Annotated in this window: 15 protein-coding genes; 12 read left to right on the top strand and 3 right to left on the bottom strand. The window is 38.8% G+C overall.

Features of this window, described 5'->3' with window-relative positions:
- Positions 1-14: 14 nt before the first annotated feature.
- Both HMPREF2813_RS04490 and HMPREF2813_RS04495 read right to left on the bottom strand, forming a co-directional pair.
- Complete coding sequence (locus HMPREF2813_RS04490) at positions 15-731, bottom strand: PulJ/GspJ family protein (RefSeq protein WP_014551003.1); 717 nt, start codon at positions 729-731, stop codon at positions 15-17.
- The gene (locus HMPREF2813_RS04495) at positions 731-1,243 is read right to left on the bottom strand and encodes a type II secretion system protein (protein WP_014551004.1); all 513 of its coding nucleotides are present in this window, start codon (positions 1,241-1,243) and stop codon (positions 731-733) included. The genes HMPREF2813_RS04490 and HMPREF2813_RS04495 overlap by 1 nt, the downstream gene beginning before the upstream one ends.
- 199 nt (positions 1,244-1,442) lie before the next feature.
- Between HMPREF2813_RS04495 and suhB the strand changes: the two genes are divergently transcribed.
- From suhB to HMPREF2813_RS04540, 9 genes are all read left to right on the top strand, one after another.
- Complete coding sequence (gene suhB / locus HMPREF2813_RS04500; RefSeq protein ID WP_014551005.1) at positions 1,443-2,246, top strand: inositol-1-monophosphatase; 804 nt, start codon at positions 1,443-1,445, stop codon at positions 2,244-2,246.
- Positions 2,247-2,355: 109 nt separating this feature from the next.
- Complete coding sequence (nrfE, locus tag HMPREF2813_RS04505; protein ID WP_014551006.1) at positions 2,356-4,263, top strand: heme lyase NrfEFG subunit NrfE; 1,908 nt, start codon at positions 2,356-2,358, stop codon at positions 4,261-4,263.
- Positions 4,263-4,793 (top strand): DsbE family thiol:disulfide interchange protein, encoded by a 531-nt coding sequence (locus tag HMPREF2813_RS04510; RefSeq protein WP_014551007.1) that lies wholly within the window; start codon positions 4,263-4,265, stop codon positions 4,791-4,793. Before nrfE ends, HMPREF2813_RS04510 begins: the two co-directional genes overlap by 1 nt.
- Positions 4,790-5,944, top strand: a complete 1,155-nt coding sequence (gene nrfF / locus HMPREF2813_RS04515; RefSeq protein WP_005686194.1) for a heme lyase NrfEFG subunit NrfF — start codon at positions 4,790-4,792, stop codon at positions 5,942-5,944. Before HMPREF2813_RS04510 ends, nrfF begins: the two co-directional genes overlap by 4 nt.
- Positions 5,941-7,143 (top strand): BaiN/RdsA family NAD(P)/FAD-dependent oxidoreductase, encoded by a 1,203-nt coding sequence (locus tag HMPREF2813_RS04520; RefSeq protein WP_014551008.1) that lies wholly within the window; start codon positions 5,941-5,943, stop codon positions 7,141-7,143. The genes nrfF and HMPREF2813_RS04520 overlap by 4 nt, the downstream gene beginning before the upstream one ends.
- Positions 7,144-7,266: 123 nt before the next feature.
- The gene (gene eno / locus HMPREF2813_RS04525; protein WP_014551009.1) at positions 7,267-8,577 is read left to right on the top strand and encodes a phosphopyruvate hydratase; all 1,311 of its coding nucleotides are present in this window, start codon (positions 7,267-7,269) and stop codon (positions 8,575-8,577) included.
- A gap of 83 nt (positions 8,578-8,660) precedes the next feature.
- The gene (locus HMPREF2813_RS04530) at positions 8,661-9,080 is read left to right on the top strand and encodes a DUF2251 domain-containing protein (RefSeq protein ID WP_005636440.1); all 420 of its coding nucleotides are present in this window, start codon (positions 8,661-8,663) and stop codon (positions 9,078-9,080) included.
- A gap of 12 nt (positions 9,081-9,092) precedes the next feature.
- A complete protein-coding gene (locus tag HMPREF2813_RS04535) occupies positions 9,093-9,674 on the top strand; it encodes a DUF1190 domain-containing protein (RefSeq protein WP_014551010.1) in 582 nt (193 codons plus the stop codon).
- Positions 9,675-10,856, top strand: coding sequence for a glutathionylspermidine synthase family protein (locus HMPREF2813_RS04540; RefSeq protein ID WP_005648054.1), 1,182 nt, complete (start codon positions 9,675-9,677; stop codon positions 10,854-10,856).
- Between the two features lie 229 nt (positions 10,857-11,085).
- Here HMPREF2813_RS04540 and HMPREF2813_RS04545 read toward each other — a convergent pair whose 3' ends face one another.
- Positions 11,086-12,612 (bottom strand): catalase, encoded by a 1,527-nt coding sequence (locus HMPREF2813_RS04545; protein WP_014551011.1) that lies wholly within the window; start codon positions 12,610-12,612, stop codon positions 11,086-11,088.
- 266 nt (positions 12,613-12,878) lie between these two features.
- On the opposite strand from HMPREF2813_RS04545, the gene glyQ reads away from it, so the two are divergent.
- From glyQ to HMPREF2813_RS04560, 3 genes are read left to right on the top strand one after another with little or no spacing between them, the layout of a single operon-like run.
- Entirely contained in the window at positions 12,879-13,787 is a 909-nt protein-coding gene (gene glyQ / locus HMPREF2813_RS04550; protein ID WP_014551012.1) for a glycine--tRNA ligase subunit alpha, read from the top strand.
- 58 nt (positions 13,788-13,845) lie between these two features.
- Positions 13,846-14,106 (top strand): hypothetical protein, encoded by a 261-nt coding sequence (locus HMPREF2813_RS04555; protein ID WP_005663579.1) that lies wholly within the window; start codon positions 13,846-13,848, stop codon positions 14,104-14,106.
- 29 nt (positions 14,107-14,135) lie between these two features.
- Positions 14,136-14,501 carry an endonuclease domain-containing protein gene (locus HMPREF2813_RS04560; RefSeq protein ID WP_005686191.1) on the top strand — a complete coding sequence of 122 codons (366 nt, stop codon included), beginning with the start codon at positions 14,136-14,138 and terminating at the stop codon, positions 14,499-14,501.
- Positions 14,502-14,769: the final 268 nt, after the last annotated feature.

Genomic DNA, 14,769 nt, shown 5'->3' on the forward strand with positions numbered 1-14,769 from the left:
TATTTTTGATTCCGTTATTTTTGATTCCATAGTGCAACAACAAGGGATGTTTCATAACTGATATTTGGGGTTTGTTTTAAATTTCCTTTTAGCTTGATTTCTAATCCTTTGCCTTCAATTAACCAATTAAATTGTAACCTAGTGATTTCATATTCGTTGTTATCTAATAAATCTGCCCATCCACCACCAGCGTTACAAGCGGTTTGTTGAAAAGCACGTTTACAAGTTTCTGCCGTGCAATTAGTAGGAATAACACTTTGATAAGTCAGTTTGGTTTTTATCATTTTGTTACTCACTTTATAGCCGAATAATTCTTCAGTACTACTTTTAGATGTATTTTTACCTTTTTTCATACAGGTTTTCGGCGAACCTTTACCAATACAGCCATTTTTATTTAAATCATAAAAGAACAACACGCAGCTATTAGGTGGTGCATTATCTTCTTGGCTAATAAAAATGGCTGTGCCTTGTTCATCTAATTCAAATAAAGATAAATTGCTTTCCGTCAGTTTTGCATTTAATGCTCGAAATCCTAATCGGCGAAGATCTTTACCTATTAACTGTAATGTTCGTTGTAATTCAGCTTGTAATTTTAAATGTAATAACATTTGTTGGTTTTGTGTTTGTATTTGCACATAAAAATGCGAAATGCTTAGCAGCAATAAAGAAGACAAAGTCAGTGAAATCATCAGTGCTAATAGGGTTTGCCCTTTTAATAATGTTTTCATCATTAATTACAAGCACTATCAAATTGATTGGTTTTTAAACGAATACTGCCAACATTGAAAAATAAAAATAACGTACGTTCATTTTCAGCTTGCAAAATAAAGCAACGAGTAACGATAGTATTACGAATGCCATCAAATCTCGTGATTTCTTTTGGATAAATATGATGGCTTTGAATTATCGTTTTATTAGGAAAATAAGGATAGTAAAAATGCACATAAACCTCTTTCGGGCAATTTATCGGATTTAAACAATCACAAGTTTGGTTATTTTTTACTTGTGCCGTTAAGCACCATTGTTGTGTCGCAAGGTTCCGATTGATAAGTAAAAACCACACTTCCGATGAATTTTCTGCCCGAGCCTGAATTTGACGTAGAAATAAATACAGGCGATGTTGCTCTTTAGCTAAAATCGTTTTAGGTGAATCGGTTTGCCATAATGGCACGACAAAACTCAGCACAATGCTGATAATGGCTAACCCAATTAATAATTCCACTAATGTCATACCTTTTTGCATAAAACGCTCCAATTTTCTACCGCACTTTAACCATAAATAATGGGTAGAAAAATCACTTGATATGATTTTTGCGATCTATATCGCAAAGTTTTTCTGAAAATCTATAAAAACCATTGTTTTATGATTTTCAACTGGTTATTTTGGCAAATCTCGCTATAATGACGCAGAATTTTTCTGTTCTTTAAAATCTGGTGGAAATATGAATCCAATGTTAAATATCGCTATTCGTGCGGCACGAAAAGCGGGCAATGCGATTGCTAAAAATTATGAACGCCGTGATGCAATCGAAAGCACACAAAAAGGTATTAATGATTATGTGACAAACGTTGATAAAGCGGCAGAAGCAGAAATCATTGAAATTATTCGTAAATCTTATCCTGATCACACAATTATTACGGAAGAAACAGGCGCAATTGAAGGCAAAGATAGCGATGTACAATGGATTATTGATCCGCTAGATGGTACTCGTAATTTTATGACAGGGCTTCCCCACTTTTCTGTGTCTATCGCAGTTCGTGTAAAAAATCGCACTGAAGTCGGGGTTGTTTACGATCCAATCCGCAATGAATTATTTACCGCTGTGCGTGGCGAAGGTGCAAAATTAAATGAAGTACGTTTACGTGTAGATAGTAAACGTGAAATTCAAGGTTCAATTTTAGCCACTGGTTTTCCATTCAAACAACCAAAATTAATGCCAACTCAATTTGCAATGATGAATGCCTTAATTGAAGATGCTGCGGATTTCCGTCGCACGGGTTCCGCTGCATTAGATTTATGCTATGTGGCGTCAAACCGTATTGATGGTTATTTTGAAATGGGCTTAAAAGCATGGGATTGCGCAGCGGGCGATTTAATCGTGCGTGAAGCAGGTGGTTTAGTCTGTGATTTTGATGCAGATAACGGCTACTTACGCAGTGGCAATATCATCGCAGCCCCATCACGCGTAATAAAAGAAATGTTAAATAAAATCCGCCCTTGTTTAGGTGCTGAATTTAATCATTAATTTTTATAAGTACAATAGCACCTATCAAGGTGCTATTTTTAATTTTATTAATGAAACATACTTGATTAGCGACTTTATCTGCGCATCAACGAAAAAAAACGACGACATTATGCTTCCAGAACTTGGCTTTTTCCTTCTTTTACTCGCAACAGCTAGTGCGTTTTTTCTTGCATTAGTGACCCAATTTGGGTTATTCAAAAAAAATTCGACTTTAATTAATGCCGCTTGGCCGCTTAGTTATATTTTTACCCTTGCGACGACGTTCTCAATTGGTTTGCTTGCTTATTCTTTTGCGGCAGATGACTTTACCCTTGAATATGTAGCGGCACATTCTAATTCCCAATTACCTACATTTTTTAAAGTGGCTGCCACTTGGGGCGGACATGAAGGTTCAATGTTGTTTTGGTTATTTTCATTGAGTTTATGGCTTGCTGCTTTTGCTTTTTTTAATCGAAAAAATAACCGCACTTTTTCCGCTCAATCTTTATCTTTATTGGGATTGATTTGCTTTGGTTTTTCGGTGTTTATCTTATTTTATTCTAATCCGTTTGGACGCATTTTTCCTGCGCCGGCAGAAGGTCGCGATCTCAATCCAATGTTGCAAGATGTGGGATTAATTTTCCATCCGCCGTTGTTATATGTTGGCTATGTGGGCTTTGCGGTGAATTTTGTAATGAGTTTGAGTGCGTTGATTTATAACCAATCTGCACGACAAATTGCCCGCTCAATGCGTGGCTGGGTGTTGGTTTCTTGGTTATTTTTAACCATTGGCATTGTGCTTGGTGCGTGGTGGGCATATTACGAACTTGGCTGGGGCGGTTGGTGGTTCTGGGATCCCGTAGAAAATGCGTCTTTAATGCCTTGGTTGCTTGGGTTAGCGTTATTACACAGTTTAATGGCGACGGAAAAACAAGGCGTATTTAATTATTGGACAACGCTTTTTTCTCTGCTTGCTTTTGCCTTTAGCGTATTAGGCACGTTTATTGTTCGTTCTGGTGCGCTCACTTCTGTGCACGCCTTTGCATTGGATAACACGCGCGGTTATGTGTTGTTATTAATTTTCTTTGTTTTGACAGCGTTAGCCTTTGGTTTATTCGCTTTACGAGCGGGAAGTTCATCAGAAAGTGCGGTGAAATTTCAATTCGTTTCTAAATCGGGTGGCATTTTATTACTGAATATTTTGCTGACCATTGCGACGGTTTCTACCTTTTTAGGCACCTTTTATCCCATGTTATTCCAAGCGATGAATTGGGGCTCAATTTCGGTGGGAAGTCCTTATTTTAATAGTATTTTCTTCCCCATTATTACGACGATTTTAATCTTAATGGTAATTGTGCTTAGCATACGTAAGGGGCAATTTGATCGCACATTATTGATACGTTGTGGGTGGTTGCTTATTCCGTCTTTGATTCTTGCAGGCCTAATGATTTGGCAACAGCTACGCCATAATTCTGCGTTGAATTTTCACGCTTTCGCCTTTGTGTTATTAACTCTTGCGATTTGGCTTTTATTCGTCACGTTATGGCAAAATTGGCGACAAATTCGTTTGTCTCAATTTGGGATGATTTTAGCACACTGTGGCGTGGCGATTGTGACTATTGGTGCGGTGATGAGTGGGTATTTTGGCAGTGAAATTGGTGTGCGTTTAGCGCCGCAACAAAGTCAAACGCTGGGGCAATATGAATTTCATTATCGCCAATTTTCTAATGAAATTGGGCCAAATTTTACGGCAGAAATCGCCTTTTTTGACGTAACTAAAAATGGTAAACCTTATGCAGAAATTATCCCAGAACGCCGTTATTACGATGTACGAACAATGACAATGAGTGAAGTGGGGCTTGATGGCGGTTTTTGGGGCGATTTATATATTGTGATGGGAGATTCTCTCGGCAAAGGGGAATTTACTTTCCGCTTACATTATAAACCGCTGATTCGTTGGCTTTGGGCGGGCGGTATTTTAATGGCGTTTGGCGCACTTTTTAGCGTCTTCGGATTACGCAGAAAACAGGAAAAATAATGAACAAAAAACTTCTCTTTTTTGCACCGCTCTTTGTGCTTTTAGGCGTGTGTATATTATTAATTGCAGGGTTAAATCAAGATCCGAAAAAAATTGCGTCGGCTTTAATTGATAAACCTGTTCCAGAGTTTTATCAGGCTAATTTACTCGAATCTTCACAAATAGTAAGCCCGAAAGATTTTCCTAAACAGCCATTTTTATTAAATGTGTGGGGCAGTTGGTGTGGTTATTGTAAAGAAGAACATCCGTTGTTAATTGAGATTGCAAAAACATTGCCTATTGTGGGCGTGGATTATCGCGACAATCCGCAAAATGGTATTGAAATGCTTAAGCGAATGGGCAATCCGTTCGTCTTAACCATTAATGATAGTCATGGGAAATTGGGATTAAAATTGGGCGTGGATGGCGCGCCAGAAACTTACCTTGTGGATGAAAATGGTGTGATTCGTTACCGCCATTCTGGTTTACTGGATAAAGAAACTTGGCAAACAGTATTTTTGCCGAAAATTAAAGCATTGAAGAACAAATGAAAAGCATATTAGATATTTTTACTCGCGGTTTTATTCAGGTTCAAAAAACAGTCTTTTTTGCAACCGCACTTTTATTCGCATTTTCCTTATTCGCCCAAGCGGAAATGGTGGATACCTATCAATTTCAAAATCAAGATGATCGTACTCGCGCCGTAGAGTTGGCAAAATCTTTACGCTGTCCACAATGTCAGAACCAAAATTTGGTGGAATCTAATTCTCCAATTGCTTATGACTTGCGTCTTGAAGTGTACAAAATGGTGGATGAGGGCAAAAGTAATCAGCAAATTATCGATCAAATGACGGCTAGATTTGGTGATTTTGTGAATTACAAACCGCCATTCAAATGGAATACGGCGTTGTTATGGTTATTGCCAGTCGCCCTTTTAATTCTAGCTGCAGTATTGCTTTATTTCTCAAATAGGAAAAAACAGTTTTCAGAAAAAGTGGTTGCACAACAACTAGAGAATGATGAAATAATTTCCCTCCCCTCAACCTTTGGCAGCTCCCCCCGCAAGCAAGGGGAGCCAAGTAAACTTTCTAAGAGAAAAGTGAATAGCAAAATTTATTTTGTGCTTTTTACTTTACTCATCGCTATTCCAACTGCTTATTATTTTTCTCTTGATCGTTTTAGTCGTGTTCAACAAGGCGAGCAATCGATGATTGAGCAACATAATCAAAATGTTGAAATGAATGATGAACACAAAAATCAAAATGTGATTGAGAAGATCCAAAATAAACTGCGTATCGATCCAAATAATGCGGAAACTTGGCTTCAACTTGGGGAAGCCTATGTGCAAAATAATGAATTTAATAGTGCGCTTGTGGCTTATTCTAATGCGGAAAAATTGTCAGGCAGTAAACCTAATATTTTAGGTTTGGCAGCCACCGCACTTTATTATCAAGCAGGCCAGCAAATGACCCCAAAAGTCGAACAACTTTTGAATGAAGCTTTGGCAAAAGATAAAAATGAAGTATCTAGTCTTTCTTTGTTGGCGACAATTGCCTTAGAAAATCGCCAATATCAACAAGCTGGTATGTATTTACAGCAGTTATTAGATTCAGGTAATGCGGCAGTGGATCGTCGTTCAGTTATTCAACGAATGAAGATGTTGGATTTTTTACAACGTGGTGAAAAAGGACAAAATCCGTGAGCCAATATTCTGAAAACATTATTATTGGTGCGGGTGCGGCAGGATTATTTTGTGCCGCACAATTGGCTAAGCTAGGCAAGTCGGTGACAGTTTTCGACAACGGCAAAAAAATCGGACGTAAGATTTTGATGTCGGGCGGTGGGTTTTGTAATTTCACCAATTTAGAGGTTACGCCTGCTCATTACCTTTCGCAAAATCCTCATTTCGTCAAATCGGCACTTGCTCGTTATACCAACTGGGATTTTATTTCTTTAGTGGCGGAGCAAGGGATTGCTTATCACGAAAAGGAATTGGGGCAATTATTTTGCGATGAGGGTGCAGAACAAATCGTTGAAATGCTGAAATCTGAATGTGATAAATATGGTGCTAAGATTTTATTGCGTAGCGAAGTTTCTCAAGTTGAACGCATTCAAAATGATGAAAAAGTGCGGTTTGTTTTACAGGTAAATTCAACCCAATGGCAATGTAAAAATTTGATTGTTGCGACAGGTGGGCTTTCTATGCCTGGGCTTGGCGCAACGCCATTTGGCTATCAAATTGCGGAACAATTTGGCATTCCTGTTATTCCGCCTCGCGCAAGTTTGGTACCTTTTACTTATCGAGAAACAGATAAATTTTTAACCGCACTTTCAGGCGTTAGCTTGCCAATCATGATCACATCGCAATGCGGAAAATCTTTTTACAACCAGCTTTTGTTTACTCATCGTGGTATTTCAGGCCCTGCGGTGTTGCAAATTTCTAATTATTGGCAGCCCACTGAGTCAGTGGAAATCGATTTATTACCGAACCACAATGTGGAAGAGGAAATTAATCAAGCAAAACAATCTTCTCCAAAACAAATGTTGAAAACCATCTTGGTTCGATTACTTCCGAAAAAATTGGTTGAGCTTTGGATTGAACAAGGCCTTGTGCAAGATGAAGTTATCGCTAACATCAGCAAAGTGCGGGTAAAAAATCTGGTGGATTTTATTCATCACTGGGAATTTACTCCAAATGGCACAGAGGGCTATCGTACGGCTGAAGTCACAATGGGCGGAGTGGATACTAAAGTAATTTCTTCTAAAACAATGGAAAGCAACCAAGTCAGCGGTTTATATTTTATTGGTGAAGTATTGGATGTGACTGGCTGGCTCGGTGGTTATAACTTCCAATGGGCGTGGAGCTCGGCTTATGCTTGTGCTCTAAGTATCTCAAGATAATAAATAGATAAAGATCAAAGCATACGCATTTTTTACAAGACAAAATCTCAAAATAGCTTTATCATATCGCCAGTTTTAGGCTCGCCTAACCCGTTTTAATTAACTTAATTGAGGAAAATAAAAATGGCAAAAATCGTTAAAGTGATTGGTCGCGAAATCATCGACTCACGCGGTAATCCAACTGTTGAAGCTGAAGTTCATCTTGAAGGTGGTTTTGTTGGTTTAGCAGCAGCTCCATCTGGCGCATCAACTGGTTCTCGTGAAGCATTAGAATTACGTGACGGCGAAAAATCTCGTTTCTTAGGTAAAGGCGTATTAAAAGCTGTGGCTGCAGTGAACAACGAAATTGCACAAGCTATCGTTGGTAAAGATGCAACAAACCAAGCTGAAATCGACCAAATCATGATCGATTTAGACGGAACCGAAAACAAATCTAACTTTGGTGCAAATGCAATCTTGGCGGTATCTTTAGCAAACGCAAAAGCAGCTGCAGCATCTAAAGGTTTACCACTTTACGCTTACATTGCAGAATTAAATGGCACTGCTGGTATTTATTCTATGCCATTACCAATGATGAACATCATTAACGGTGGCGAACATGCAGATAACAACGTTGATATCCAAGAATTCATGATTCAACCAGTGGGTGCGAAAACATTACGTGAAGCACTTCGTATCGGTGCTGAAGTATTCCACAACCTTGCAAAAGTATTAAAATCTAAAGGCATGAGCACTGCAGTTGGTGACGAAGGTGGTTTCGCACCAAACTTAGCCTCTAACGCAGACGCTTTAGCATGTATCAAAGAAGCAGTAGAAAAAGCAGGTTACGTATTAGGTAAAGACGTTACTTTAGCGATGGACTGCGCATCTTCTGAGTTCTATAACAAAGAAAATGGTATGTACGAAATGAAAGGTGAAGGTAAATCATTCACTTCTCAAGAGTTCACACACTATCTTGAAGAATTAACTAAACAATACCCAATCGTGTCTATCGAAGATGGTCAAGATGAATCTGACTGGGAAGGTTTTGCATACCAAACTAAAGTGTTAGGCGACCGCGTTCAATTAGTGGGCGATGATTTATTCGTCACTAACACCAAAATCTTAAAAGAAGGTATCGAAAAAGGTATCGCAAACTCTATCTTAATCAAATTCAACCAAATCGGTTCTTTAACTGAAACTTTAGCAGCAATTAAAATGGCGAAAGATGCAGGTTACACAGCGGTTATCTCTCACCGTTCAGGCGAAACCGAAGATGCAACTATCGCTGATTTAGCAGTGGGTACAGCAGCAGGTCAAATCAAAACTGGTTCTATGAGCCGTTCTGACCGTATTGCGAAATACAACCAATTAATCCGTATCGAAGAAGCATTAGAACGCGCTGGTACTCCAGCTGCATTCCCAGGCTTAAAAGCGGTTAAAGGTCAAGCGTAATTCACGCTGAATTTACTGTAAAATCTCACCGCACTTTGTATAAAAGTGCGGTGTTTTTATATCTAATATTTAAAGGAAAGGGAATGTTACATTTAACTTTAGAGGACGAACTCTTTTTAGGAACGCCAAAGCAAGTGGGAACACATTCGACAGTATTTGAGCATTTTGCTGTAATGTTTGAAGATGACGGCGAAACAGGCTATTTTTATGCACTTGATATGCGTCAAAATGCTCAACCGATAGTTGATATGTTGCACGTGTATAATGTTGATTCAACCTCTAATCATCATGAAGCACGCAAACTTGAAATTTGTTGGGATGAGAGTGGTTATTTAGCCTTGTTGCTTATTAATGGCTATCCTCATGCTGTATTTGATTTTGCCCGTTTAGTCGGCTATAACAGTAATAAATATCCACAACCAGATTTAATGAGTATGTGGACTCGTGAAGAAATTACTAATAAACAGGCCGAGCAATGGCTAGGCGTGAAAACCATTCGATAAAAATTGAGAACAATGAAAAAGAAAAATCAGATTTTAGTTAGTTTATCTATTGTGGCCTTATTAGGAGGCTGTTCAGAAGAGCAAGTACAACGTGATGTGTATCAGTCTTTAGACGATTGTTTAGCGGATTGGAAAAAAATTGAGCTTTGTGAGGCAGATAAAAATACCGAGAGTACTCAGAAAACTGAAACTACACCACAGCAAGGGCTTGGTTTAAATATTCGTGATAATGGTAATGCAGAAAGTGCGGTAAAAAATCCAGCTGAAAATAATGTACAAGCTAATCAAAGCGAGAACAATGCGGAATCAACTACAAAAGCTGAAAGTACCGATCCTTCTTTAGGAGCCGCAATTGCTGGTGGCGTTATGGGGTATCTGGCAGCTCGTGCAATTAGTAGTTTCCTTGGTCCAAGCTATCATCCTGGAAATCGAGCTGTCACCACACCAACAGGGCAAGTTGTGCAACCTCAAACGAATCGTTCTGTTGGAAAACCAATGCTCGTGAAAGGAAATGCAGGAAGCATGAATAGCAAGCCTGTATCTCGCGGTGGTTTTAGTAGCCCAAATAATACTCATCGTAGCAGTGGGGGCTAAATGAAACGTGTAACTGGGTTTCCTACTCGACCAGATATGGTGCAACAGCTACTTAATGTTGGATTTGATTACTATAATTTGCCTTCCAGTGATGGATCTCATTATTGGTCTGATAATGTCGCCTATGAATTTACCTTAGCGGAAATTGATCGCATTGAGGATACAACTAATGAATTGCATTCAATGTGTTTAGATTTTGCGGCGGATGAAATTAAAAAAGGCGATTATGAAAATTATCGTTTTACGGAGTTGCAAAAACAGCTTATTGAAACCTCTTGGCGTAATCAAGATCCTTATTTATATGGACGCTTTGATTTTGGCTATGATGGCGACAACCTAAAAATGTTTGAATATAACGCCGATACGCCAACATCCTTGTTGGAGGCTGCGGTTGTTCAATGGCAGTGGTTGGAGCAAATTGAGGGCTTGAAACATCGTGATCAATTTAACTGGATTCATGAAGAATTAATAAAACATTTCCAATTTTTGAAACAACAAAGTGGCAAAACAGATTTCCATTTGAGTGCCATGCAGGATGCTGGCCGTGAAGATTGGGGTAATGTGGATTATTTAGCTGATGTGGCTTATAACGCGGGTTGGAATATTCATCAATTAGCGGTGGAAGATATTGGCTATAACAGCGAAACAAAAAAATTTGTAGATTTAAATGATCAACCTATTGAAATGTTATTTAAATTGTATCCGCTAGAATGGCTAAGCCACGCTGAGTTTGCTCGCCATATTACAACCGCTGAAACACGATTTATTGAACCAGCGTGGAAAATGTTGTTAAGTAATAAAGCATTATTGGCAAAACTTTGGGCGCGTTATCCTAATCATCCGAATTTATTGCCTGCTTATTTTACGCCTTTTGAATTACCAAAAGATTTATCGATGTGGGTGAAAAAACCATTGTTAGGTCGAGAAGGTGCCAATGTCTTCTATTATGAGAAAAATAATGGTGTAGAATTTGCAGCGAAAGGAAGCGAACACTCTACGTTTTATGGTAATTCAGGTTATGTTTATCAACAAAAATTTGAATTGCCAAGTTTTGATGGAATGTATCCAATTATCGGCTCTTGGGTTGTGGGGGATGTGGCTTGCGGTATGGGATTACGCGAAGATTTTACTGCAGTGACGGGTAATGATAGCCATTTTATACCTCATTATTTTGTGCCATGATATATATTTAGCATTACTCAAATACAATATTTATCATAAAAAATGGAAGCTATTATAGGTTATTTTTACATTCAAATTTTTGAACGATTACAAAATCGTTCAAGTATTATGTAATGAATTCGTAATATTTCATTGAAAAAAAATCTGCACCCTAATCAGTTAAACCTTAGCCTAACTTTTGGGTGCAGATTCCTTACTATTATTTATTTAAAATAATAAACTCGAAAGATTATAACAATCCACCTTGACCTAATGCAGGATCAGTATCACGAGCTTTTAATGCATCTTCAACGGTTAAACCTAATGCTTTCGCAACGCCTTCACCGTATGCGGCATCACACCAGTGGCAGTTACGAATATGACGATATTTGATGAAATCAGGTGCATCGCCCATTGCTGCTGCCGTGTTGTTGAATAATGATTGTTTTTGCTCTGCATTCATTAAGTTAAATAATGCACGAGGTTGGCTGAAGTAATCGTTATCATCGTTACGATAATCCCAGTGTGCTGCATCTCCGTTGATACGAAGTGGTGGTTCAGCAAAGTCTGGTTGTTGTTGCCATTGGCTGAAGCTGTTTGGCTCGTAGTGTGGCAAGCTACCGTAGTTGCCATCTACACGACCTTGACCATCACGTTGGTTGCTATGAACTGGGCAACGTGGACGGTTTACTGGAATTTGACGGTAGTTCACACCTAAACGGTAACGTTGTGCATCCGCATAGTTAAATAAACGGGCTTGTAACATTCTGTCAGGGCTTGCGCCAATACCCGGAACCAAGTTACTTGGTGCAAATGCAGATTGTTCTACATCAGCGAAGAAGTTTTCTGGGTTACGGTTTAATTCAAACTCGCCGACTTCAATTAATGGATAGTCTTTTTTCGGCCATACTTTAGTTAAGTCGAATGGGTGATAAGGCACTTTTTCCGCATCTGCTTCCGGCATAATTTGTACAAATAATGTCCATTTAGGGAAATCACCACGTTCAATCGCTTCATATAAATCACGTTGATGGCTTTCACGGTCATTTGCAATAATTTCTGCTGCTTCAGCATTTGTTAAATTTTTAATGCCTTGTTGAGTACGGAAGTGGAATTTTACCCAAAAACGTTCGCCTGCTTCATTCCAGAAACTATAAGTGTGAGAACCGAAACCGTGCATATGACGATAACTTGCTGGAATACCACGATCACTCATTACAACAGTTACTTGGTGTAATGCTTCTGGTAATAATGTCCAGAAATCCCAGTTATTAGTTGCTGAACGCATATTAGTACGCGGATCACGTTTTACCGCTTTGTTTAAGTCAGGGAATTTACGTGGATCACGTAAGAAGAATACTGGCGTATTGTTACCTACTAAATCCCAGTTACCTTCTTCAGTATAGAATTTTAATGCAAAACCACGAATATCACGCTCAGCATCTGCTGCACCACGTTCGCCTGCCACGGTGGTAAAACGTGCGAACATTTCCGTTTTTTTACCCACTTCACTAAAAATTTTTGCACGAGTATATTTAGTAATATCGTGTGTCACAGTAAAGGTACCAAATGCACCAGAACCTTTAGCGTGCATACGACGCTCTGGGATCACTTCACGTACGAAATCAGCTAATTTTTCGTTAAGCCATAAATCTTGTGAAAGTAATGGACCACGCGGACCAGCTGTTAAGCTGTTTTGGTTATCAGCAACGGGTGCACCGTTACCCATTGTTAAGTTTGTCGCAGCTAAGTGCGAGAAAGGGCATTGAGAACTCATTGTAGACTCCTTGTAAAGTTAATAAATTTAGTTAGGTTGAAATGAATTTCTTGCGTATCATATAGAAAGGTTTAAACAATCGAAATCTATTAAATTAATCAAAAAAAACTATTACTAAAATAAGACTTAAAATCTACCTAAATATTCAAAATCACTTACTTGATATATCTTTATAAAGCCTGATTTTCAACCGTATTTTTCGCCTTTATCCCTTTTACGGATTCAAGTATAATACCAACATTTTTAATCACATTAGATCAACGATTATGAGTACAAAATTTAACGTAAAAACATTCCAAGGTATGATTTTAGCCCTACAAGAATATTGGACAAACCAAGGCTGCACCATTGTGCAACCTTTTGATATGGAAGTGGGTGCAGGTACTTCTCACCCAATGACCGCATTGCGTGCATTAGGCCCAGAGCCAATGGCATTTGCTTATGTTCAACCTTCACGTCGTCCGACCGATGGTCGCTACGGCGAAAACCCAAACCGTTTACAGCATTACTACCAATTCCAAGTGGTAATCAAACCTTCTCCAGATAATATTCAAGAACTTTATTTAGGCTCGCTTGAAATGCTCGGTTTCGATCCAACACAAAACGACATCCGTTTCGTGGAAGATAACTGGGAAAACCCAACCTTAGGTGCTTGGGGCTTGGGTTGGGAAGTATGGTTAAACGGGATGGAAGTAACCCAGTTTACCTATTTCCAACAAGTGGGCGGCTTAGAATGTAAACCTGTAACGGGCGAAGTGACCTACGGTTTAGAGCGTTTAGCCATGTACATTCAAGGCGTAGATTCTGTATATGACTTAGTTTGGTCTGACGGTCCATTAGGCAAAACCACTTATGGCGATGTTTTCCATCAAAATGAAGTTGAGCAATCAACCTATAACTTTGAACACGCAAACACAGATTTCTTATTCTACTGCTTCGATCAATATGAAAAGGAAGCACAAGAGTTATTAGCCTTAGAAAAACCGTTACCATTGCCAGCTTATGAACGTATTTTGAAAGCAGCACACAGCTTTAACTTATTAGATGCGCGTAAAGCAATTTCGGTCACCGAACGCCAACGCTATATTTTACGCATTCGTGCCTTAACCAAAGGCGTGGCGGAAGCCTATTATGCAAGCCGTGAAGCCTTAGGTTTCCCAGGTTGTAAAAAATAACATTTAAAGGTAATTCAAAAAAGTGCGGTGAAATTTGACCGCACTTTAGGAGAGCAAAATGAGCAAACCCATTCTTTTTTATGCAGAAACATGCCCAGATACCGCGCCATTTGTCGCGGAGTTGGATCGCTTAGGTGTGGATTACGATGAAGTAGAAATTATGACTTCATTACCTAATCTCAAACAATTTATTCGTTTACGCGATAGCAATGCAGAATTTGACAACTCGAAAGCAAATGGCTATTTAGGTATTCCTGCATTGTTATTACCAAATGGCGATGTTGTTTTAGACCTATCAAAGTTAAAAGTAATTTTTTAAGTTTTGGGAAAGATAGAACAGCAGTTTTCATGCAACCCTATGAAAAATACTTAAAGCTGAATTCGCAGAAACTGCGAGCGGATCAAACGGATACAGAAAGAAAGCTATGGCAACGCATCAATCGAGATCAATTATTAGGATTTCGTTTTAATCGACAAAAGCCACTTTTAAGTTATTTTGTTGATTTTTATTGTGCAAAAGCAAAGCTGATTATCGAATTAGACGGTAGTCAGCACTATGAACCTGATTATCAGGAAAAGGACGTATTGCGAGATGTAGAATTAAATTCACTTGGTTTTACGGTGGTGCGGTTTAGCAATGATGAAGTCATGCGTGAAATTGAAGCGGTAATAGAGCAGATTTATTTGTTTTTAGAGAATGTAAGGGCTGATTGAGTATGAGGTTGGATTAACCTCTGCCACAAACGCTTGCGTTTGAACGTTGCTTTAGCAACGGCACGAAGTGCGAGCGAAGCGAGTAAATCTCCCCTACCCCTCTTTGCTAAAGAGGGGAATTCTTGAGTAAATTGATAGTAACTGGCTCATTTACATTTTAATTTCAATAGAGATTAAATTATCTGCTTTAAAAAAACGTTAAAGTAGGACATAAATATTTAACTCTCCAAAGATCCAATCCCCTCTTTAGCAAAGAGGGGTAGGGGAG

The organism is Haemophilus sp. HMSC066A11, from assembly GCF_001811665.1.
Lineage (GTDB): Bacteria > Pseudomonadota > Gammaproteobacteria > Enterobacterales > Pasteurellaceae > Haemophilus > Haemophilus influenzae.

Excerpts from the sequence above, each read along its gene's own strand:
- HMPREF2813_RS04490 (WP_014551003.1), bottom strand. The coding sequence starts at position 731 with ATGATGAAAACATTATTAAAAGGGCAAACCCTATTAGCACTGATGATT.
- HMPREF2813_RS04495 (WP_014551004.1), bottom strand. The coding sequence starts at position 1,243 with ATGCAAAAAGGTATGACATTAGTGGAATTATTAATTGGGTTAGCCATT.
- suhB (WP_014551005.1), top strand. The coding sequence starts at position 1,443 with ATGAATCCAATGTTAAATATCGCTATTCGTGCGGCACGAAAAGCGGGC.
- nrfE (WP_014551006.1), top strand. The coding sequence starts at position 2,356 with ATGCTTCCAGAACTTGGCTTTTTCCTTCTTTTACTCGCAACAGCTAGT.
- HMPREF2813_RS04510 (WP_014551007.1), top strand. The coding sequence starts at position 4,263 with ATGAACAAAAAACTTCTCTTTTTTGCACCGCTCTTTGTGCTTTTAGGC.
- nrfF (WP_005686194.1), top strand. The coding sequence starts at position 4,790 with ATGAAAAGCATATTAGATATTTTTACTCGCGGTTTTATTCAGGTTCAA.
- eno (WP_014551009.1), top strand. The coding sequence starts at position 7,267 with ATGGCAAAAATCGTTAAAGTGATTGGTCGCGAAATCATCGACTCACGC.
- HMPREF2813_RS04530 (WP_005636440.1), top strand. The coding sequence starts at position 8,661 with ATGTTACATTTAACTTTAGAGGACGAACTCTTTTTAGGAACGCCAAAG.
- HMPREF2813_RS04535 (WP_014551010.1), top strand. The coding sequence starts at position 9,093 with ATGAAAAAGAAAAATCAGATTTTAGTTAGTTTATCTATTGTGGCCTTA.
- HMPREF2813_RS04540 (WP_005648054.1), top strand. The coding sequence starts at position 9,675 with ATGAAACGTGTAACTGGGTTTCCTACTCGACCAGATATGGTGCAACAG.
- HMPREF2813_RS04545 (WP_014551011.1), bottom strand. The coding sequence starts at position 12,612 with ATGAGTTCTCAATGCCCTTTCTCGCACTTAGCTGCGACAAACTTAACA.
- glyQ (WP_014551012.1), top strand. The coding sequence starts at position 12,879 with ATGAGTACAAAATTTAACGTAAAAACATTCCAAGGTATGATTTTAGCC.
- HMPREF2813_RS04555 (WP_005663579.1), top strand. The coding sequence starts at position 13,846 with ATGAGCAAACCCATTCTTTTTTATGCAGAAACATGCCCAGATACCGCG.
- HMPREF2813_RS04560 (WP_005686191.1), top strand. The coding sequence starts at position 14,136 with ATGCAACCCTATGAAAAATACTTAAAGCTGAATTCGCAGAAACTGCGA.